This window comes from Tardiphaga sp. P9-11 (genome assembly GCF_008329525.1).
Classification (GTDB): Bacteria; Pseudomonadota; Alphaproteobacteria; order Rhizobiales; family Xanthobacteraceae; genus Tardiphaga.
Window position 1 is genome coordinate 1 of sequence record NZ_NPKQ01000008.1, and the last position, 20,048, is coordinate 20,048.

The 20,048-nt window shown below is 61.0% G+C and carries 21 protein-coding genes; 16 read left to right on the forward strand and 5 right to left on the reverse strand.

What is annotated here, in order from left to right:
• The coding region (locus CIW50_RS29380) for a hypothetical protein (RefSeq protein WP_207105017.1) at positions 1 to 379 on the forward strand (379 nt) is incomplete at its 5' end.
• An 18-nt stretch (positions 380 to 397) separates the two neighbouring features.
• On the forward strand, positions 398 to 661 hold the full coding sequence (locus tag CIW50_RS29890) for a hypothetical protein (RefSeq protein WP_149533337.1): 264 nt from the start codon (positions 398 to 400) through the stop codon (positions 659 to 661).
• A gap of 72 nt (positions 662 to 733) precedes the next feature.
• Here CIW50_RS29890 and CIW50_RS22075 read toward each other — a convergent pair whose 3' ends face one another.
• The 3 genes from CIW50_RS22075 to CIW50_RS22085 all read right to left on the reverse strand — a co-directional run bounded on the left by CIW50_RS22075 (position 734) and on the right by CIW50_RS22085 (position 3,608).
• Positions 734 to 1,972 (reverse strand): alpha/beta fold hydrolase, encoded by a 1,239-nt coding sequence (locus CIW50_RS22075; protein WP_149533338.1) that lies wholly within the window; start codon positions 1,970 to 1,972, stop codon positions 734 to 736.
• Entirely contained in the window at positions 1,973 to 2,863 is an 891-nt protein-coding gene (locus tag CIW50_RS22080; RefSeq protein ID WP_149533339.1) for an NAD(P)-dependent oxidoreductase, read from the reverse strand. It lies immediately after the preceding gene.
• 61 nt (positions 2,864 to 2,924) lie between these two features.
• Positions 2,925 to 3,608: a GntR family transcriptional regulator gene (locus tag CIW50_RS22085; RefSeq protein WP_149533340.1), complete on the reverse strand. Its 684-nt coding sequence runs from the start codon at positions 3,606 to 3,608 to the stop codon at positions 2,925 to 2,927.
• 114 nt (positions 3,609 to 3,722) lie between these two features.
• On the opposite strand from CIW50_RS22085, the gene CIW50_RS22090 reads away from it, so the two are divergent.
• Genes CIW50_RS22090 through CIW50_RS22115 form a run of 6 tightly spaced genes read left to right on the forward strand, consistent with a single transcriptional unit; the run spans position 3,723 to position 8,699 of the window.
• Positions 3,723 to 4,946 carry an ABC transporter substrate-binding protein gene (locus CIW50_RS22090; RefSeq protein ID WP_149533341.1) on the forward strand — a complete coding sequence of 408 codons (1,224 nt, stop codon included), beginning with the start codon at positions 3,723 to 3,725 and terminating at the stop codon, positions 4,944 to 4,946.
• Positions 4,947 to 4,966: 20 nt separating this feature from the next.
• A complete protein-coding gene (locus tag CIW50_RS22095; RefSeq protein WP_089263519.1) occupies positions 4,967 to 5,827 on the forward strand; it encodes a branched-chain amino acid ABC transporter permease in 861 nt (286 codons plus the stop codon).
• Entirely contained in the window at positions 5,824 to 6,795 is a 972-nt protein-coding gene (locus CIW50_RS22100) for a branched-chain amino acid ABC transporter permease (RefSeq protein ID WP_068729684.1), read from the forward strand. Before CIW50_RS22095 ends, CIW50_RS22100 begins: the two co-directional genes overlap by 4 nt.
• Entirely contained in the window at positions 6,792 to 7,517 is a 726-nt protein-coding gene (locus CIW50_RS22105; RefSeq protein WP_149533342.1) for an ABC transporter ATP-binding protein, read from the forward strand. Before CIW50_RS22100 ends, CIW50_RS22105 begins: the two co-directional genes overlap by 4 nt.
• Entirely contained in the window at positions 7,514 to 8,236 is a 723-nt protein-coding gene (locus CIW50_RS22110) for an ABC transporter ATP-binding protein (RefSeq protein WP_149533343.1), read from the forward strand. Before CIW50_RS22105 ends, CIW50_RS22110 begins: the two co-directional genes overlap by 4 nt.
• A gap of 58 nt (positions 8,237 to 8,294) precedes the next feature.
• Positions 8,295 to 8,699 (forward strand): carboxymuconolactone decarboxylase family protein, encoded by a 405-nt coding sequence (locus tag CIW50_RS22115; protein WP_172980423.1) that lies wholly within the window; start codon positions 8,295 to 8,297, stop codon positions 8,697 to 8,699.
• 302 nt (positions 8,700 to 9,001) lie between these two features.
• On the opposite strand, the gene CIW50_RS22120 is transcribed toward CIW50_RS22115, so the two are convergent.
• Both CIW50_RS22120 and CIW50_RS22125 read right to left on the reverse strand, forming a co-directional pair.
• Positions 9,002 to 9,187 carry a hypothetical protein gene (locus tag CIW50_RS22120; protein WP_149533344.1) on the reverse strand — a complete coding sequence of 62 codons (186 nt, stop codon included), beginning with the start codon at positions 9,185 to 9,187 and terminating at the stop codon, positions 9,002 to 9,004.
• A gap of 316 nt (positions 9,188 to 9,503) precedes the next feature.
• On the reverse strand, positions 9,504 to 10,685 hold the full coding sequence (locus tag CIW50_RS22125) for a LacI family DNA-binding transcriptional regulator (protein WP_149533345.1): 1,182 nt from the start codon (positions 10,683 to 10,685) through the stop codon (positions 9,504 to 9,506).
• 191 nt (positions 10,686 to 10,876) lie between these two features.
• Here CIW50_RS22125 and CIW50_RS22130 point away from each other — a divergent pair, with 191 nt between their 5' ends.
• From CIW50_RS22130 to CIW50_RS22165, 8 genes are read left to right on the forward strand one after another with little or no spacing between them, the layout of a single operon-like run.
• Positions 10,877 to 11,956 carry a maleylacetate reductase gene (locus CIW50_RS22130; protein ID WP_149533511.1) on the forward strand — a complete coding sequence of 360 codons (1,080 nt, stop codon included), beginning with the start codon at positions 10,877 to 10,879 and terminating at the stop codon, positions 11,954 to 11,956.
• A complete protein-coding gene (locus CIW50_RS22135; protein WP_149533346.1) occupies positions 11,953 to 13,320 on the forward strand; it encodes an amidohydrolase family protein in 1,368 nt (455 codons plus the stop codon). Before CIW50_RS22130 ends, CIW50_RS22135 begins: the two co-directional genes overlap by 4 nt.
• Complete coding sequence (locus tag CIW50_RS22140; protein ID WP_149533347.1) at positions 13,317 to 14,234, forward strand: NAD(P)-dependent oxidoreductase; 918 nt, start codon at positions 13,317 to 13,319, stop codon at positions 14,232 to 14,234. Before CIW50_RS22135 ends, CIW50_RS22140 begins: the two co-directional genes overlap by 4 nt.
• A gap of 9 nt (positions 14,235 to 14,243) precedes the next feature.
• Positions 14,244 to 15,128: an intradiol ring-cleavage dioxygenase gene (locus tag CIW50_RS22145; protein ID WP_149533348.1), complete on the forward strand. Its 885-nt coding sequence runs from the start codon at positions 14,244 to 14,246 to the stop codon at positions 15,126 to 15,128.
• Positions 15,129 to 15,187: 59 nt separating this feature from the next.
• Complete coding sequence (locus CIW50_RS22150; protein ID WP_149533349.1) at positions 15,188 to 16,588, forward strand: FAD-linked oxidase C-terminal domain-containing protein; 1,401 nt, start codon at positions 15,188 to 15,190, stop codon at positions 16,586 to 16,588.
• Positions 16,585 to 18,123 (forward strand): sugar ABC transporter ATP-binding protein, encoded by a 1,539-nt coding sequence (locus CIW50_RS22155; protein WP_149533350.1) that lies wholly within the window; start codon positions 16,585 to 16,587, stop codon positions 18,121 to 18,123. The genes CIW50_RS22150 and CIW50_RS22155 overlap by 4 nt, the downstream gene beginning before the upstream one ends.
• Positions 18,116 to 19,066, forward strand: a complete 951-nt coding sequence (locus CIW50_RS22160) for an ABC transporter permease (protein ID WP_149533351.1) — start codon at positions 18,116 to 18,118, stop codon at positions 19,064 to 19,066. The genes CIW50_RS22155 and CIW50_RS22160 overlap by 8 nt, the downstream gene beginning before the upstream one ends.
• Positions 19,063 to 20,037, forward strand: coding sequence for an ABC transporter permease (locus CIW50_RS22165; RefSeq protein ID WP_149533352.1), 975 nt, complete (start codon positions 19,063 to 19,065; stop codon positions 20,035 to 20,037). Before CIW50_RS22160 ends, CIW50_RS22165 begins: the two co-directional genes overlap by 4 nt.
• Positions 20,038 to 20,048 lie beyond the last annotated feature (11 nt).

Consider the following 20,048-nt stretch of genomic DNA (forward strand, 5'->3'; position numbering starts at 1 on the left):
CCGTGGCCGCCCACAGCCACCGCAAAAGCGTGCATCCAATTGCATCGTGAATCCGCAATACGCGCATTGGTTCGCGGTATCGTCCAGCAGGTTGTGCCCTTCTTTGGATGCCACCTTTCACCCTTTCCGGTGGAGCAACAATCTATCCAATTGCGCGATCATGGCAATGTCGAGAGCTTTGTCCTCAGGCCAGCGTGAACGCGGCGGGATTTGGAAAGCGTCGGCCAGTTCTCGGCGCGGCATGGGTCAGCCACTCTTCGAAGCTGAATTTCTCCAAGTTCTGTGGTCGCATCAGCAGCACTTTCGCGGCCTGAAGGACCTGAATGAAGAGGGTTCGCAGGTAACGGCTGACCTTTTACAGAATGCCGCCCAAGCTTGAGCGTCCTCCGTTACTGCATTGTCGCTGCACCAGCCCAAGCCAGGCGGCAGCATCGCGGCCCTGGTTGAAAACTTTATCAGTGCCGATCGCTGCGAGGCCGCCGTCGAGATTAACGGCCTAACGCCAGGCACCCCGTACTCGCCGGATCTCAACTCGATCGAGCGGTTCTTCGCCAGGCTCAAACACGGGCTGCGCAAAGCCGCGCAGCGAACCACTGAGCTCGTCTACGGTGCCATCGCTCCGATCCTCGACACCGTGTCACAAGCCGAATGCGCAAATTAGTTCAACAACGACGGATATCAACAAATCTAAACCCATCACGCTCTCGTAGCCGCTGTGACCGATAGCTGATATTCAACGCCGTAAACTACTCAATGCCCGGAAGACAGGTCGCAGGTATTCCAGCATCTTTGGCGGGTTCTCTGTCATCGGAAAATGCCCGAGCTCCGGCATTTCCGTCACCACGGCCCCTTCGATCCATTCGGCGAGCGCATAGGCATCGCTCACGGTGGCAGAGAAGTCGTAGTGACCGATCAGAAGATGCACGGGGATCTTGTGGCCATCGATGAGCTTGGCGATCTGTTCGCCGTCGAACTCGTCCGAATAGAAAGCCAGATCGCCGTCATAGATGCCCGGCGCACCCTGCGAATAGATCCATGCGGCGCGTCGGCGGTCTTCAGCGGGGCTCGACGGGCTCATCAATCCGCGCACATAGGCTGCCGAATGCCAGCCGCCATTGACGCGTGCATGGGTGAGATAGTCGTTGCGACGACCGCGGGGACGCAGCGGCGCTTCGAGCGCGATCACGGCCTTCACGAGATCGGGTCGCTCTGCGGCGAGCGCCATGGCGATGCCCGCGCCCATCGAGCAGCCCATCACCACAACGGGTTCGCCGATCGCCTGTTCGATGAAGCTCGAACACCAGTCCAGATAGGTCGGCTGATCGAGCTGATAGATGCTGCCATCCCAACCGACGGGCGGCATCGAGCGGCCGTGATGCGGCATGTCGAAGCCGATCAGGCGCCAGTCGCGCCCGATTTCGGGATCGCACATCACGCCGTGAAACTGCCGCGTATCCGCTCCGGCCGTGTGGAGGCACAGCGCTGGCTTGCCGGTGCCCGCGGCCTCTGAATAGATTTCGGCAATCTGCCCGCCGGCGCTGTGCACGCGGTGATAGCGGCCCTCAAGGCGCGTGAGATCGACTTCGACCGCATGCGCGGCCGGCGTCGTCAGATTCGCAAACACGGCCTCTAGAAATGCGCGGGCCTGCGCAATCACCAGCGCATTGCCGGTCACGGTGAAGCTCGTGTTGCGCAGCTGGATCGATGAAAACGAATGATAGGTTGGTGGCGGGCGGGGCGCCAGTACCTTCAGCCATGCTGTGGCTGGTCCGGATAGCGCGATGTCTGGCCCATTGCTGGGTATACTGACAACCGGCTGGTTGTTACGACAAGCGATCGCGACGGTGGCCTCGTCGATCTCAAACTGAATCTCAAGATCCAGTCCGCGTGCGAAGGACTGCACCTCCGGCGCGGTAATCGCGACCGCAAGTCGATTGCGAAGCTCGTCGATCAGGCCCATGCCCAACGTCACCTACTTTCTGGCAGTGAGATAGCGGCCAATCTCGACATGGTCGGCCGCCGGTCCGAGTTTCTCCAGCGCGGCATCCCAAAGCGCGGCGACTTCATCTGCCAGCGGCGCGTTGACGCCGATCTGGTGCGCCAGTTCATCGGCGGTGCGGATATCCTTCGCCATCAGGGCCAGCCCAAATCCCGAAGTGTATTTCTCGGGAATGATGAACTGCTTGAGCTTGTTCTCGGTCGAATTGTTGCGCCCGGTGGAGGCATTCAGCACGTCGACGAGGACATTCGGATCGATGCCGAACTTTCCACCGATGGCAACAGCTTCGGCTGCAGCGGCGAGGCCTGCTGCCGAGACGTAGTTGTTCAATGCCTTGGCGGCGTGACCGGAGCCGAGCGGCCCGGTGCGGAACACCGACTTGCCCATGGCATTAAGCAGGGGATCGGCGCGATCGATGGTCTTGCCGTCGCCGCCGGCCATGATCGCGAGCGTGCCGTCGATGGCGCGTTTCACGCCGCCCGACACCGGTGCGTCGATGAAAGCAAGGCCTGCCGCGATCAGTTCTTCGCCGAGTCCGCGCGTGCCCATCGGAGCGGAGGAGCTCATATCGATCACCACCGTGCCCGGCGCGAGCTTGGCCTTGAAGCCTTCGACGGCCACGCGCACGATCTTGCCGTCGGGCAGCAGCGTGATGACAGCGGCTGCGTCCTTGACGGCTTCATCGATCGTCGCAGCGGACGTGCCGCCGGCTTCGGCATGTTTGGCGCGGGCTTCATCGAACGTATCGAAGCCGACGACCTGATATCCGGCGCGCGCAATGCATGCGGCCATGGGGCGTCCCATATTGCCGAGGCCGATCACGGCGATTTTGGCGGGCGGATTGATGGCGGTTGAGTTCGACACGGGCGTTCCTCTTCAAGTTCTTATTTTATTCGATATCTGGCGTGGCGGGTGATTGCGCCGGTCAGGGATTATCGCGCCGCAGCGCTTCCAGCGCTATCGCGGCGGCATTCTTGATGTGCTGGACGCAAGCCTGCTCGGCGCCATCTTCGTCGCCGGCCTCGATCGCGACAAGGATGGTCTCGATTTCGGCAAGACTGCGGCCGATGCGATTGGATTGGGTCATCGACGTCATGCGCAGCACCGTGACGCGGTTCAGCAGCATTTTCAGAAATCGTTCGACGAAAACATTGCCGCAGCCTTCGAGCAGGGCGGCATAGAATTCAGTCTTGGCGGCCAACAGGTCGCTGCGGTCTTCCTGGCCGGCAACCGCGCCCATCTGGATGAACTGTTTGCGCAATCGTCCAATAATCTCCGGATCGCGCAGCCGCGCACATTCGCGGCCGGCATAGCCCTCCAGCAGCGCGCGTAGATCGTAGAGCTGCTCGGCTTCCTCGACGCTGATGGTGCTGACGATAGGGCCGCGATGCGGGATCGTGGTGACGAGGCCCTCTGCCTCGAGCTGCCGGAGTGCCTCGCGGATCGAGGTGCGGCCGACGCCGACCTGCTCGCACAGTTCACGCTCGATCAGCCGCTGGCCAGGCTTGAACAGCCCGCTACCGATTGCAGAGCGTAGTCGGTTTTCAACCAGCAGTCGCAGGCTGGTCGATTCCCGCGAGACATTCAGGTCCGATTCGATCTTTGCCATGCGTCAAGTTGACCGACTATCAGACAATCTGTCAAGCAGCTTGACCGCTCGTCTGTTTTATGTCGAATTGCCGACGAAGCCGCAAAGGCCGTTCTGCATTCGGAGAAAACGCCCATGTCCAAGACAACCTCCCATCGTGGTGGCCTGAGCCGCCGTTCGCTGCTCGCCGGAACTGCATCGCTGCTGGCCAGCCCGATGATTGTGTCGTCGGCACGCGCGCAGGCGAAGCCGGTCAATATCGGCGTGATCATGCCGCTGTCGGGCGCCAACGCGCAGTTCGGCATCAATTCGCGCAACGGCATCGAACTGGTCGCCGATGAGATCAACGCAGCGGGCGGCATCAAGGCGCTCGGCGGTGCCAAGATCAATCTGATCGTGGCGGACGCGACCTCGACACCGACCACCGCGGGCACCGTCGCGCAGCGCCTCATCACCCAGAACGAAGTGACGGCGATCCTCGGCGCATTCGCGTCATCGCTGACCATTGCCATTTCGGAAGTCACGGAGCGCCGCGACATTCCGCTGCTCACCATGTCCTTCGCCGACCAGATCACCGGCCGTGGCTTCAAGAACATCTTCCAGATCGTCGCCAAGGCCTCTGCGCTCGGCAAGGCGCAACTCGACTACACGCTGGCGATTGCGCGGGCGTCCGGCGCCAAGATCGACAAGATCGCTATCATGTATGAAGACACCGCCTATGGTACTGCTCAGGCGGCCGGCCTTCGTGCCGCTGCCAAGGCAGCCAATATTGACATTGCGATGGACGATGCCTATCCGCTGGGGATCACCGACACCACGCCGCTGATCAACAAGCTGCGTGCGTCTGGCGCCCAGGCCGTCTTCCCGGTGTCCTATCTCAACGACAGCTTGCTGCTGATCCGCACCATGCGCCAGCAGCGCATCACGATTCCGGCCATCGGTGGCGCGGCCGGCTATGTCATTCCGGATTTCGAAAAGGGTCTCGGCGAATTCGCCGAAAACGTGCTGTCGATCGCGCCCGCCAATTATGATCTCGCGCCGGACCTCACGGAGCGTTTCCGCAAGCGGTTTGGCTACTTCATGGTGCATGAGGCGCTGGAACACGCCGTCGCCCTCGACGTGCTGGTGCAGGCGATCGAGAAGGCGAAGTCGGCCAAGGCCGAGGACGTCACCATGGCGTTGCGCGGTGCGAAATTCACCGGTGGCTGGACCAAGGCGATGACCGGCGGCGCCGTCGAATTCGACAGCACCGGCCTCAATACCCTGTCCGTTCCCGTCATGGCGCAATGGCGCAACAAGGAGCTCGTCACGGTGTGGCCGAAGGACGTCGCCAAGGGCACCGCGGTCTGGAAGTCCTGACGAACTGAAGAAAGATCGCAGTGTCATTTCTACAAGCAATAATCGACGGGCTGCTGGTGGGTGGCGTCTACGCCGTCATCTCCATCGGCCTGACGCTGGTCTATGGCGTGATGGGCATCGTGAATTTCGCGCAGGCGGAATTCCTGATGATCGGCATGTTCGTGTCGTGGTTCGCCTGGGCCTATCTCGGCCTTGATCCGGTGCTGGCCGCGCCGTTGTCTTTCGCGGTGGCGTTTGGCATCGGCTGGCTGGTGCAGGGGCAGTTGATTGCCCGCGTGTTGAAGGCGCCGTCGGTAGCGCAGATCTTCCTCACCGTAGGATTGCTGATCGTGATCGAGAACGGATCGCTGCTGCTGTTTGGCTCGCAGTTTCGTTCGGTGACGACGTCCTATCAGACCATGTCGCTGTCGCTCGGCGCGCTGTTCATCAGCGTGCCTTATCTGATCGCCTTTGGCATGTCGCTGGCCTGCGGCCTGGCCTTGTGGTGGTTCATGCGCACGAGTTGGTTCGGCCGGGCGATGCGCGCGACTGCGCAGAACCCGATGGCCGCGCAGCTGATGGGGATCGATACGGCATTGATGTACAAGATCGCCTTCGCGCTCGGCGTCGGCCTCACGGCCTTCGGCGGCGCGGTGATCCTGCCTTATGTCACTGTATTCCCCGGGGTCGGTGGCCAGTTCGTCGTGCTGATGTTCACCGTCGTTGTCCTCGGTGGTCTCGGCAGCGTTGCGGGTGCGGTCGTTGGTGGGCTTGCGGTGGGCGTCATTCAGGCGCTGTCGTCGCTGTTCTTTCCGATCCAGTTGCAGAACCTCATTCTGTTCATCGTCTTTATTTTCGTGCTCGCGGTAAGGCCGCAAGGCCTCGTAGGAGCATCCCGATGAAACGCTGGATCGCAATTCTGGCTGTGATCGCCATTGCCGCCGTGTTGCCGCTGCTGCTCAGCCCGACCGGATACTGGATCCGCGTGCTCACCTTCACGCTGCTGTTTGCAGCGATGGCGCAGGTCTGGAACATCATTGGCGGTCTGGCCAACCAGACATCGCTTGGCCACGCAGCCTTCTTCGGTATCGGGGCCTATACGTCCACCATCCTGGTGCTGAAATTCGGCATCAGCCCGTGGATCGGCATGTTCGCAGGCGGCTTCCTCGGTGGCATCGCCGCGCTGATCATTGCCGTTCCGACCATGCGACTGCAGGGGCATTACTTTGCTTTGGCTACACTGGCGTTCGGTGAAGTGATGCGCGTCATCGCCAATGTCTGGACGTCGCTCACCGGCGGCCCTGTCGGTCTATCGGTGCCGTTCGTGCCGCCAAGCATCGCCGCCTATTCGTTCAAGCAACTATTGCCGCATGCCTATATCGCGCTGATCGCCCTGATCATCGTGACGGTCATCTTCGAGGCGATCCGACGCAGTGCCATGGGCTATCGGCTGCGCGCCATCAAGGAAAACCCGGCCGCGGCGGAAGTGATCGGCATCGACACCACAAAGGTGAAGCTGCAGACCGCTGTTATCTCGGGCGTGCTGATGGCCATGCTGGGCACGCTCTATGCGCAGGTCGCCGTGTTCTTCGATCCGGATACGGTGTTCAGCGCAGCATCCATCTCCATTCGCGTCGCATTGATCGCCATTCTCGGCGGCGTTGGTACGGCGATTGGTCCGATCCTCGGCGCACTCTTCATCATTCCGGTCGAGGAACTGATGAACGATCTGTTCTCGTCAGGTGCGGCAGGCCTGTCGCAACTGATCTTCGGCGTCATCCTGATCGCCGTCATTCTGTGGCGTCCACGTGGCTTCATCACCGTGTTCGACTCGTTGATGGCACGCTTCTCGAACAAGGCACGCTCATGACCATTCTCGATGTGCGTGGCATCTCGCGTCGCTTCGGCGGGCTTCAGGCGCTGTCCGACGTGACGTTCTCGGTGCCGAAAGGCCAGATCGTCGGCTTGATCGGCCCCAATGGTGCCGGCAAGACGACATTCTTCAGTACGCTGGTCGGCCTCATTCGCCCGGACAGCGGCACCATCCAGCTCGACGGGACCAGTGTGGTCGGCCAGAAGCCGCACAAGGTCGCGGCGCTGGGCATGACCAAGACGTTCCAGAACGTGGCGCTGTTTGCCGAAAGCTCGGTACTCGACAATGTGCTCACCGCGGGCCTGTTGCGCCACGACGTAGAGACTGCGCGCAAGGAGGCGCTGATCTGTCTCGACCGCGTAGGGCTAAAATCCGTTGCCCACAAGCTCGCCGGCAATCTCTCGTTTCCCGAGCGCGCGCGTGTCGAACTGGCACGCGCATTGTGCACCGGCCCCAAGGTACTGCTGCTCGATGAGGTGATGGCCGCACTCAATCCGGTGGAGATGCAGGAGATCATGGATCTGATCCGCTCGCTGCGCGACGACGGCATCACGCTGCTGGTTGTCGAGCATCACATGCGGGCAATCATGACGATCTGCGATCGCATCCTGGTGCTGAATTTCGGACGCCTTCTGGCCGATGGCACGCCGGAGCAGGTGGCGAACGATCCGGTGGTAGTGGAAGCCTATCTCGGCCGTTCGATGGAGGCCCACAAATGAATGCGTCTCAGCCATTGCTCGAGATCAAGGGCCTCAATGCCGGTTACGGCGAGATCGAAGTCCTGCACGGCATCGATCTGCAGATGTTCGAAGGCGAGTTCGTCTGCATCATCGGCGCCAATACTGCTGGCAAGAGCACGATCTTGCGCGCGATCTCGCGCCTGGTGCCGCATGTCACCGGCACGTTGCGTTTCGCCGGCAATGATCTGTCGAACCGGGCCTCACATGACATCCCCACGCTGGGCATCGCGCATGTTCCCGAAGGGCGTCATGTATTTTCGGACATGATGGTGGAAGAAAACCTGATGCTCGGTGCCTTCACCGCGCGCCATGCCAAGGATCTGTCGTCGCGCATGGAAGGCATCTTCGAGCTGTTCCCACGCTTGCGCGAGCGGCGCGGGCAGTTGGCGGGCACGCTTTCAGGCGGCGAGCAGCAGATGGTCGCTGTCGGACGCGCGCTGATGCTGCAGCCAAAGCTGTTGCTGCTGGACGAGCCGAGCCACGGCCTGGCGCCGAAGGTCGTTGAAGAGATGCACGACGCCTTCACCAAGATCCACAGCCGTGGAACGTCGATCCTGCTGGTCGAGCAGAATGTCGGACTGGCGCTCGATGTCGCGACGCGCGGCTATGTGCTCGAAAGTGGCCGTATCGCTCTGCAGGGCACGTCTGCAGAATTGAATGAAAATCCTGCCGTTCGCGCGGCCTATCTCGGCATATGATCGAGGCAGACGGGCGAACGACGTCGAACCCTGGCAATCGTAAATGGAAGGAATAAACATGAGCTACGATCAGACGATCACCCTCGGCGGGATGTTCGACATCGGTCTTGCCGCACGGCGCGAAGTGCTCGGCGCTGCCTATGTCGACAAGTCGATGCAGTCGACCAATGAATTCATGATGTCGTTCCAGCACATCACCACCGAATGGTGCTGGGGTTACGCCTGGAACCGCCCGGGTCTCGATCGCAAGACCCGCAGCATGCTCAACCTCGCAATGCTCACGGCGCTGAACCGTGCGCCGGAAATCAAGTTGCACACCCGCGGCGCCATCACCAATGGGGTCACCGTCGACGAGATCAAGGAAGTGCTGCTGCACGCCACGGTCTATTGCGGCATCCCGGCCGGCCTCGATGCGTTCAAGGCCGCCAATGAAGTGCTCAAGGAAATGGGCAAGGTAGAGTAGAAGGGGCGGCAAGACTCTAGCCGCTTGAGATGCCCTTTTGCTCGTCCTGTTGGATTGCAGTTCGAGTGCCTCAAGCGGCTGGAGCGATAGTCGTGTGTTGAGGTCTGAAAGTCTGCAGCCGAGGTTGGAGTTTTGCCTCGTTCGCGACTAACTCCACTGACGACGGAGCAGACGCGAAACGGCTGACGTCAGTCGGCCGCTCTGGCCGGACGGTTCGTCCTGCCAATGTGCGGTGAATGTCGAACTCTCTGACCGAGGCAATGCGGGACAGATGGCCTCTTTCCTAAATGAAGAGTGGTATCTCACGCGGCTTTAATGTGGATTTCAGGCTTCAGAATGCATTCGATGCTGTGTGCGTCGATTAGATCTAATGCACGATGACGCCACATCTCTGCTTCGGCCAGATACTTCCAGCTCTCTCCAGGGAAGAAAGCAGCGCGCTGGCGACACATACTTTCCATCGCACGACAGGTCAAAAGCTCTTTCATTGCGACCTCCCTTTTTCCCATCCTATGCCTCGTTCGACGGCTGGCTCAAGAAAAAAACGGTCACGTTTCAGCGATTCTATAATTCGGTATCGGATGCAGGAAAACCATCGGAGAGAGGAGAAACTATTCTATTTGTCCGGCGTTTTCTGGGATTCTTTTTTGACAATCTCGACATGACTGGCGTGGGGCGGTCCGCTTAAGCTGAAGAATATTTTCATTCGCGCACGCTTTGCCAAACGGGCCAGTCAAAGGTACACTTTTCAAACCTTCTCGCAATGCGCAAGCTCTTGAAGACGGATCCCGCGTCAGCGTGTCTTCATAAACGGATATTCGATGCGACCTTTGACTGGAGCGGCAAGGTCCGTTTCGCGTCGCTTTGCGCGGGGGGCGTGACCGGCGTTGTAGGCGTACTGCTCCTCGACGGCACCAAGGAGGCGACGGAGTCACGGGAAAGTAATGTCGGCTTCAATACTATCCGATCGTTTGACGCGGAATTACCCTTGATCATTGAGATAAGCAAACTGGACGCTTGAGTACCCAATTCTGCGGTTGGCGTACTGATCGTCGTCAGCGCCGGTGCAATTGCGTCCATGAAGAGCATGTCATTCATGCCGACGATCGAAATCTTGTCCGGGCACGGAATGTTTTCGTCTCTGAGATGCCGAAGACAACCGACAGCCAACATATCATTACCGGCGACGATAGCAGTGATCTCGCTATGCTCCGCGAGCAAACGCTTGCATGCGAACTGACCTTCTTCGACCGTGAATGCGGCGCCAAAAACCGCGACAGGAACGACGCCGGTCGGGGCAAGCGATTTGCATGCGCGGCGGAAGCCGCGATAACGGTGGTAGCCGGTGGAGACATTCTGCGGGCCGCCGACATGCGCGATATTGCGGTGTCCACGTTCTGCCAGATGGTGAACCGCCAATTCCATCGCTTTCGCATCATCGACTCTAACACTCGGGATGAACTCGCTTTCGGGATCTCGGAAAACCGCGACTACCGGAATGTTGGCCTCGACGCACGTCGCTATTCCCGGATCGTTCCGCTCGAACGTGGCGACGATTAAGCCTTCCACGCCTTGCTGAATAAACCTCTCGATCAATGCCGCCTGCCGCAAGGGATGGTTGTCGGTGTTGCCAACGATCGTGACGTATCCGATTTCCGCAAAGCTATCCTCGATGGCCCGGACGATTGGCGGATGCACGGGATCGCCCAAGTTCGAAACGATGACACCGACGGTGCGTGACTTCTGCGTTCGTAGTGCCGAAGCCATGGCGTTCGCCCGGTATCCGAGCTTCTTTGCGCATGCCTCGACGCGCGCGATCATCTCCGGCGAGATCAGGTGACGCTTCTCGGGATTGAGGCCGCGCGAAACGGTCGACCAATGCACGCCGGCGCACTTCGCAACATCGATGATGGTCTTGCGCGATGTGCGATCTTGCTGCGTAGGTGAAGTCTTTTTGATCTTTTTGGTTTTTTTTGGCATCGCCATCCAGCCTGCTCGTGCGCGTCGTCGTATCCGCTAACGATCACGTGAGAATGCCTCATCTTGCACAAATTGACAAACGTGTGCAGAGTTTCTTGACAAACGTGTGCACGGGAATGATGGTAGCGAAAATCCGCTGCATGCCGTGGTGCAATGCAACAGAAGCGCGCTAACGGCGGCGGCGATCAGGGATGGAAATAGTGGAGAGCTTCGTCTATCAGGCGGCGTCCATGCGGGTCGTCTTCGGCTCGGGACGGCTGGCAGATCTGGCCGCCGAGCTCGATCGACTCGGCGTTAAACGCGCGCTCGTTCTGACGACAGCCCAGCAGAAATCTCACGGCGAGCAGATTGCCGCGCTGATCGGTGACCGCGCGGCGGGTGTCTATGCAGGCGCGGTGATGCATACGCCGGTTGATGTGACCGAAGTTGCGATGCAGCAGGTCATGGCTCTGCAGGCCGACGGCATCGTTGCAGTAGGTGGCGGGTCGACTATCGGGCTTGGTAAGGCGATCGCGCTGCGGACCGACCTGCCGCAGATCGTCGTGCCGACCAGCTACGCCGGGTCCGAGATGACGCCGATCCTCGGTGAGACCCGTGAGGGACTGAAGACCACGCAATCGAGCCCGAAGATACTTCCCGAAACGGTCATCTACGACGTCGACCTGACGCGCACATTGCCGCCTGCGTTTGCCGTGACGTCGGGCGTCAATGCAATCGCTCACGCTGTCGAAGCGCTCTATGCGCGCGACGCCAATCCGGTCGTGTCGTTGATGGCGGAAGAGGGCATCCGCCTTTTCGCCGGCGCGCTGCCGAAGCTTGCGGCTGGCGAGGACGACGCGGCGGCACGCGACGACGCACTGCGCGGCGCGTGGCTGTGTGGCGCCTGTCTCGGCGCTGTCGGCATGGGACTTCACCACAAGCTCTGCCATACGTTGGGCGGCACGTTCAATCTGCCACATGCCGAAACTCACACGGTGATCCTGCCGCATGCGATGGCCTATAATGCTCCGGCTGTACCGGTTGCGGCGGCTCGCGTCGCGCGCGCATTGGGCGCCGGACAGGCTGGGCAGGGACTGTTCGATCTCACGCAGGGCCTTGGCGCCAAAGTCGCGTTGCGCGATTTGGGAATGCCGAAGGATGGCATCGAACGCGCCGCTGACCTCGCCGTCAGCAATGCCTACTGGAATCCGCGGCCTCTGCAACGCGACGCTATCCGCGACCTGATCGCGCGGGCGTGGGCGGGCGATCCTCCGGTCATGGCGGAGGCGTTGCGATGACGGCGACACGCACACTCATCAAATCGGCGATTATCGTAACGATGGACGACGCGATCGGCGATCTCACACAGGCCGATCTGCTGGTCGAGGGTGAACGCATCGTCGACATCCGGCCGGGTCTCGAAGCCGCTGATGCGGAGATCGTTGATGGTCGTGGCCGCATCGTCATTCCGGGCCTTGTCAACGCGCATATGCATACGTGGCAGACCGCCTTGCGCGGTTTCTCCGCGAACTGGACGCTGCCGGAATACTTCCGCCGCATGCATGCGGGACTGGCCACGGTTTTTCGTCCCGAGGATATCCATATCGGCACGCTGATGGGCGCGCTGAACCAGATCAATTGCGGCACGACCACTCTGGTCGACTGGTGTCACAACAATCCAACGCCTGCGCACAGTGACGGCGCCGTCGCGGCGCTCAAGGAAAGCGGCATCCGTGCCGCCTTCTTCCACGGCTCACCGAAGCCGGAGGCGGCGCCAGGGCAGCCGCACTTCTCCGAGGTTCTGCATCCGCGCCGTGAGGTCGAGCGCTTGTTGGCAGGAGCACTGTCCAACCGCAGCGACCGCGTTACGCTCGGGCTTGCGATTCTCGGCCCGCATTATTCGACCATGAATGTTGCCATCCATGATTTCGAACTGGCGCGTGAGTTCGATCTGATTGCCTCGATGCATCAGGGCGGAGGCACGGCCAAGACGCCCGGTGGCTGGGCGAAGCTGATTGCAGCCGGTCTGGTCGGTCCCGGCATCAACATCGTGCACGGCAACGATCTTCCCGACGATCTGCTGCGTCAGCTTGTCGATCTCGGCGTGTCGTTCTCGGTCACACCGGAAAACGAGATGAATCAGGGCCACGGCTACCCGATCACCGGGCGGCTGTTGAAGCTGGGATCGCGGCCTTCGCTTGGGGTCGATCTGGAATCGGTGCTGCCGGGCGACATGTTCAACGTGGGTCGCATCGCCCTGTCGATGCAGCGCGCGCTCGACAATGCCGAGAGCCGGCAGGCCACGGGCGCCATTCCGGCGGCGACGACAATCACGACGCGCGAGGCCTTGCGCTGGATCACCATCGAGGGCGCCCGCATGCTCGGGCGTGAAAGCAGCATCGGCTCGCTCACACCGGGCAAGAAGGCGGATCTGGTCGTCATCAACGCCACCGATCTCAACCTCTGGCCGGTCCATGACCCAGTCTCTACGGTGCTGATGCAGTCCAGCATCGCCAATATCGAGGCAGTCATGATCGACGGCATCTGGCGCAAACGAGACGGCCGCCTGATGGCGGAGAACCTCGACCGCAAAAAGAATGAACTCGAGCGATCAGGCATGCGCATCGTCTCCGAGATCGAACGTCAGGAGAAAGCGGCATGACAACCCCGTCGAGAGATCAAGCTCAGGCCGTCGCCTGGATCGGTGTTGGCAAGATGGGCTTGCCGATTGCAGGCCGTATGGTGGAGGCCGGTATCTGCGTCACCGGTTACGACCCGGGCCAGCAGCGCATGGTGTTGGCACAGCAGCTTGGGCTTAAGGCGGCCAACTCCGCCGCAGACGCCGCTGCAAACCACTCCATTATCTTTACATCGCTGCCCGACGATACGGCGCTGCGCTCCTTGGTGCTTGGGTCTGATGGCCTGCTGAACAAGCTGCCACGCGGCACGATCCTGATCGAGACGAGCACGGTCAGTGCCGAAATATCGGCTGAAGTCGGCGTCGCGGCGGAGGCAACGGGTGTTGCCTATCTGCGCGCGCCGGTGTCCGGCAATGCTGCGATCGCGCATACCGGCGCGCTGACCTGCTTTGTGTCGGGGCCGCGCGACGCATTCGATGCGGTTCAGCGGGTACTGGCGACGTTCACGCGGGCGCAGACCTATCTCGGCGTGGCCGAAGAAGCGCGATTTGCCAAGCTCGCGGTCAACCTGATGATCGCGGTGTCGGCTGGAATGATGGCCGAAAGCCTCGCGTTGGCGCGCAAGGGCGGAATCTCCTGGCCCGATATCCTCAAGGTCCTGGACGACAGTGCAGTCGCCTCGCCGATGGTCAAGTACAAGACGCCGCCGCTGGCCACGCGCAACTTCGACTCCACCTTCTCGTGCCGTCAGATGGCCAAGGATCTCGATCTCATCATCGGCGCCGGTCACCACGTCGGCGTGCCGCTGCAACTCGCAGCGCAGGTGCGAGAAATCTACGGATCGCTTGTTGCACAGGGCGATGGTGAATCCGACTTCATCGCCACTGTGCGCCATGTCGAGCGACTGTCGGGTCTCGGCGAGCCGAAGCTTGGGTGAGGAGAGGCCGTGCGGAATTTCAACGAGAACACCATCACCGATGCCGTACTAGATCGCATCACCGATGCCGGCCAGCCGCGGATCAGGCAGATCAGCGAGGCGCTGGTGCGCCATCTGCACGCCTTCATCCGCGAGGTGCGGCCAACCCAGAAGGAATGGGAGCAGGGTATCGAATTCCTGACGCGGACCGGTCACATGTGCGACGATAAGCGCCAGGAGTTCATCCTGCTTTCGGATACGCTCGGGGTGTCCATGCTGGTCGATGCTATCAATCATGGCGCCGAAGATGGCGTGACGGATACGACGGTGCTCGGGCCGTTCTTTGTCCAGGCAGCCCCGGAGAAAAATCTTGGCGAAGACATCTCCGGCGGCATGGAGGGCGATCCGATGATCGTGACGGGGTCAGTCTCGACGCCGGACGGCAAGCCGATCGCAAATGCCACGATCGACGTCTGGCATTCCGATGACGACGGCTATTATGACGTCCAGCAGCTCGACAAGATCGGTGATCTTGCAATGCGCGCGCGGTTTCATGCGGACGCAGAAGGGCGCTTCCGGTTCTGGTCGATCAAGCCTGCGGCCTATCCGATCCCACATGACGGGCCGGTCGGTGACATGCTTGAAGCTCAGGGACGTCACCCGTGGCGGCCCGCCCACGTGCACTTCATGATTTCCGCCCTCGGCTTCGAGCAGCTGGTAACTCACGTCTTCGTCGCGGGCGACAAGTATCTCAACTCGGACGTCGTGTTCGGCGTCAAGGATACGCTCATTCGTGAATTCGCCCGGAAAGATGCCGGCGAGGCCCCCGACGGGCGCATGCAGAACACGCCTTACTATCATTTGAATTACGATTTCGGTTTGAAGCCAGACGCCAACAAGGCGCGCGCTGTCTAGCTAACAATGCGCATCAAGGGCCGCAGAGCCTGAGCGCTGATATGGAAGGGGAGGATGCTATGGGAGCGCCAGTGAGCGCCGAGACGGCGGTGGTCCGTCTGAACGAGATCGTAGGGGCACGCGCGACGATTGCGCGCGGCGTGCTCGATGATCACGGCCGCAGCGAGGCCTATCATGCCAGCCGTCCACCGGATGTCGTGGTGTTTCCGGAGACCACGCAGGAAGTCGCTGAGATCGTGAAGCTCTGCAGCGAACTCGGCATGCCGGTCGTTCCATTCGGCGCGGGCACCTCGCTCGAAGGCAATGCGGCGTCGGTGGCTGGCGGCGTCTGCATCGATTTTGCGCGGATGAACCGCGTGCTCCAGGTGCATGACAAGGACCTCGATGTCGTCGTGCAGCCCGGCATCACCCGCAAGCAACTCAACGCGCATCTGCGCGATACTGGATTGTTCTTTCCCATCGATCCGGGGGCCGATGCGTCGATCGGCGGAATGACCTCAACGCGTGCGTCCGGAACCATGGCGGTCCGCTACGGCACCATGAAGGACAATGTACTGGCGCTCGAAGTCGTGCTTCCGGATGGGCGGACGATCCGTACCAGCCAGCGCGCCCGCAAGTCGTCAGCCGGCTACGATCTCACGCGGCTGTTCGTCGGCTCCGAAGGCACCCTCGGCGTCATCACTGAAATTACTCTGAAACTGCATCCATGGCCGCAGGCGATCTCGTCCGCCGTTTGCAGTTTCGGGCGGCTCGATCAGGCGATAGATACCGCGATTGAAGTGATCCAGTCGGGTATCCCGGTCGCGCGGATGGAACTGCTGGATGAAGTCATGATGTGCGGCATCAATGGATACTCCAAGCTTGCTTATCGCGAGGCGCCGACGCTGTTCTTCGAATTCCACGGCACCAAGGCGAGTGTCGCGGAGCAGGCCGAACTGGCGGAGGCGATCGCCGCCGAACATGACGGCCAGGGCTTCCAATGGGCGCGTGCGGCGGAAGACCGGACGAAGCTGTGGCATGCCCGCGACAACACGCTCTATGCAGGTCTCAGCCTGAAGCCTGGCGCCAAGGCCATGATCACGGATGTCTGCGTGCCGATCTCGCGGCTGACAGAATGCCTCACTGAAACGCGTCGCGACATCGATGCCAACGGACTGATCGCGCCCGTGGTGGGCCATGTCGGCGATGGAAATTTCCATCTGCTGATCCTGATCGACCAGGACAACGCCGACGAAGTGGCGCGCGCCAAGGCGCTGCATGCGCGGTTGGTGGCGCGGGCGATCGCGATGGAAGGCACCTGCACCGGCGAACATGGCATCGGCACTGGCAAGATCGGATTCCTGCAGGACGAGCTCGGCGACGCTGTCGATATCATGCGCGGCATTAAAGCGTCGATTGATCCGAAAGGCATCATGAATCCCGGCAAGATCTTCTTGCCCAATGCAGCGGTGCTGGCATGACGCAACTTGCACAGCCCAAGGCTGCCGGGTCGATCGTTCAAGCGGCGCCGCCGCTGTTCGAACTGCGCGGCATCTCCAAGGAATTCCCGGGAGTGAAGGCACTCGACGATGTGTCGTTCTCGGTCTGGCCAGGCGAGGTGCACATGCTGCTTGGCGAGAACGGAGCAGGCAAATCAAGCTTGATGAAAGTGCTTTGCGGTGCGTACCGCGCCGACGGCGGCTCGTTCTATCATAAGGGACAAAGGGTTGAGATTTCCTCCGCTGCCGATGCACAGAAGCTCGGAATCGCAGTGATCTTTCAGGAATTTTCGCTCGTCCCCTATCTGGATATTGCGCAGAACATCTTCCTTGGGCGCGAACCTGCAGGTCGCATCCCAGGCACGATCGATCGCAAACGCATCCTCGCCGACGCTAAACAAGTGCTGGCTTCGATCGGCTTTGACATCGATCCGTCAATTCGTATCGAGAAGCTGGGCGTCGCCCAGCAGCAGATGGTGGAGATTGCGAAGGCCATCAGCCAGAACGCGCGAATTCTCGTGATGGATGAGCCAACGGCGGCGCTGTCCGATCGCGAGACGGAATTGCTGTTTGCACTGATCGCGCGGCTCAAGGCGGACGGCGTCGCTATCATCTACATCTCGCACCGCATGGCAGAGGTGTTTTCGCTCGGTGACCGCATCACGGTGCTGCGCGATGGGCGTCGGATCGATGAAGTGAAACCCGGGGCCGTGTCATCGGACGATCTGGTCCGGATGATGGTCGGTCGCAGCGTCGATATGAGCTATCCACGGACCTTCGCCCAGATTCCGGGCAAGGTGATGCTCGAGGTGAAGGGCCTCTCGTCTGCCTCCGGCATTGCAGGCATCGACCTGGTGGTACGGCAAGGCGAGATCGTCGGGCTGTGCGGGCTGGTCGGCTCGGGGCGCACCGAAGTGGTGCGGGCCATTTTCGGAGCCGACAAGGCGACCGCGGGACAGCTCCTGTTTGACGGTCAGGAGAAATCCGGTGGTCCGGACGAAGCTGCCAGACTGGGGCTCGCGCTGATTCCGGAAAGCCGCAAGGCGGAAGGTCTGGCTTTGATCCGCTCCGTCGGAGACAACCTGATTGTTTCCGCGCTACGCAAGATCTTTCCGCGCGGCCTCTTCGATCAGGGGAGGTCCAGGCAAGTGGCCAATGATCTGATCCGGCAGTTGAGGATCGCGACGCCATCGGACAAGCAGGCCGTGGGTCTTCTGTCCGGCGGCAACCAGCAGAAGGTTGTCATCGGCAAGTGGCTGGCGGCGGGCGCCAAGCTGTTCATCTTCGACGAACCGACACGCGGCATCGATGTCGGAGCCAAAGCCGAGATATTTGCACTCATCGACCGACTGGTCGCAGATGGTGCCGCTGCGCTGATGATCTCATCGGAGCAGGCGGAAATCTGCCACGTCTGCGACCGCGCCTATGTCATGCGCGATGGGCGGATCGCGGGTGAACTGACACGCCACGAACTGAGTGAAGAGAACATCGTGAAGTTGGGGATGCATCATGCGTGAACAAGCGATGGTATTGAACACCAATCCGCTTCAGCGAATTCCCGGTGTTGCGGTCATGCTGGTGTTGCTATGTGTCGTCTTCGGCCTGATGACGCCGGGCTTCCTGACGGTGCCGAACATTTCCAATGTGCTCGTCCAATCGACGATTCTGTTGATGCTGGCGCTGCCGATGACGCTGATCATCATGACCGAAGGTCTCGACCTGTCGATGGGCGCGGTCTTGACGCTGACATCGCTGATCGTCGCCATCGTCGCTTTGGCCACCGGCTCGCTGCTGCTCGGCCTGCTTGCGGCTCTGGCCGTCGGAATCGTGTTCGGGACGATCAACGGCTGGCTGGTGGCCGTTGTCGGTATTCCTCCCTTTGTCGCCACGCTGGGCACACTCGGGATGGCACAGGGCCTCTCGCTGATCGTCAGCGATGGCCAGAGCGTCGTCGGCATGCCAGCCGCCGTTCGTGGCGTCTATTCCGGAACGCTCGGCGGCGTTCCGCTTCCGATCGTGCTGGGACTGGGAAGCTACCTTGCCTTCCATGGATTACTCTACCACACGCGTTTCGGGACTTACATTTTCGCGCTCGGCGGCAACCGTGAAGCACTGAAATTCGCCGGCATCTCGGCCCGACGCTTGCTGATCCTCGTCTACGCGCTCGGCGGCGCCATGGTCGGTCTGGCCGGTCTCCTGATGACCGCGCGGATGAATTCCGGCCATCCGACTGCTGGCCTCGGTCTTGAGTTCGATGCCATTGCAGCGGTTGCCGTCGGCGGCACGTCGTTCGAACGCGGCAATGGCTGGCTGCTCGGCACCTTGCTCGGCGTGGTCGCCGTAGGCGTGTTGCGTAACGGATTGAACCTGCTGGCGCTGCCGTCTTCGATCCAGGTGGCAAGCGTCGGCTTGCTGGTAATTGCAGCCTTGTTCGTCGATGGATTGCGGAGCCGATCATGACCGATATCTCAAACCCGATCTCAGGCAGAAGAATGTTGCTCTCCGACGAGATGATCCAGGTGTTCTATCGCCTGCTCGCCGCGTTTCTGATCTGTGCGGCGTTAACCATCCTGACCAACTCGTTCTTCAGTGTCGGCAACATCCTCAACGTCCTGCGTCAGGCGAGTCTGCTGTTCTTCATTGCGTCGGGCCTCACGCTGGTGGTGCTGACAGGTGGCCTTGACCTTTCGATTGGGGCCAATGTCGCGATTTCCGCCTGTGTTGCCGGAACGGTGATTCATCAGACGGGCTCGCCGACCTTGGGGGTGCTGACGGGCATCGGCGTCGGTGGCGCGGTGGGGATGCTGAACGGCGTGATGGTCACGGCGCTTCGGATCCCATCTTTCATTGCGACCTACGGAATGCTGTGGGTGCTGCACGGCATCACCTACTGGTACATGGGCGGAGAGACCATGCATGGCTTCCCGGCTGGCTTTCGCCAGATCGGCAGTGGCTATTTTCTCGGTCTTCCGATCCCGGTCTATCTGCTGCTGGTCTTCCTCGCGATCGGAACCATTTTCGCGCAGCGCACCACATGGGGACAGGAAATCTATGCCATCGGCGCCAACCCGGTCGCCGCGCGGCTGTCGGGCATTCCCGTCGCTCGCCGGCTTCTGCTGGTCTACACAGTGTCGGGGGCGATGGCTGGGCTCGCCTCGATCATTTTTCTTGCGCGGCTGAACTCAGCCGAGGCCGACATCGGAGAAAGCCTGACACTGCCGGCGATCGCGGCGGTTCTGATCGGGGGCACCTCACTGTTCGGTGGTCTCGGAACGGTGTTTGGCACGTTCGTCGGCGCACTCATTTTGACCCTGGTCCTCAACGGCATGAACCTGTTGTCGGTCAACGCGAGTTGGCAGCCATTGGTGACCGGCGTCATCGTCATTCTGGCAGTATGGCTGGATATGAAAACACGGCGCCGTGCGGCGTAAGTGTTCGATCT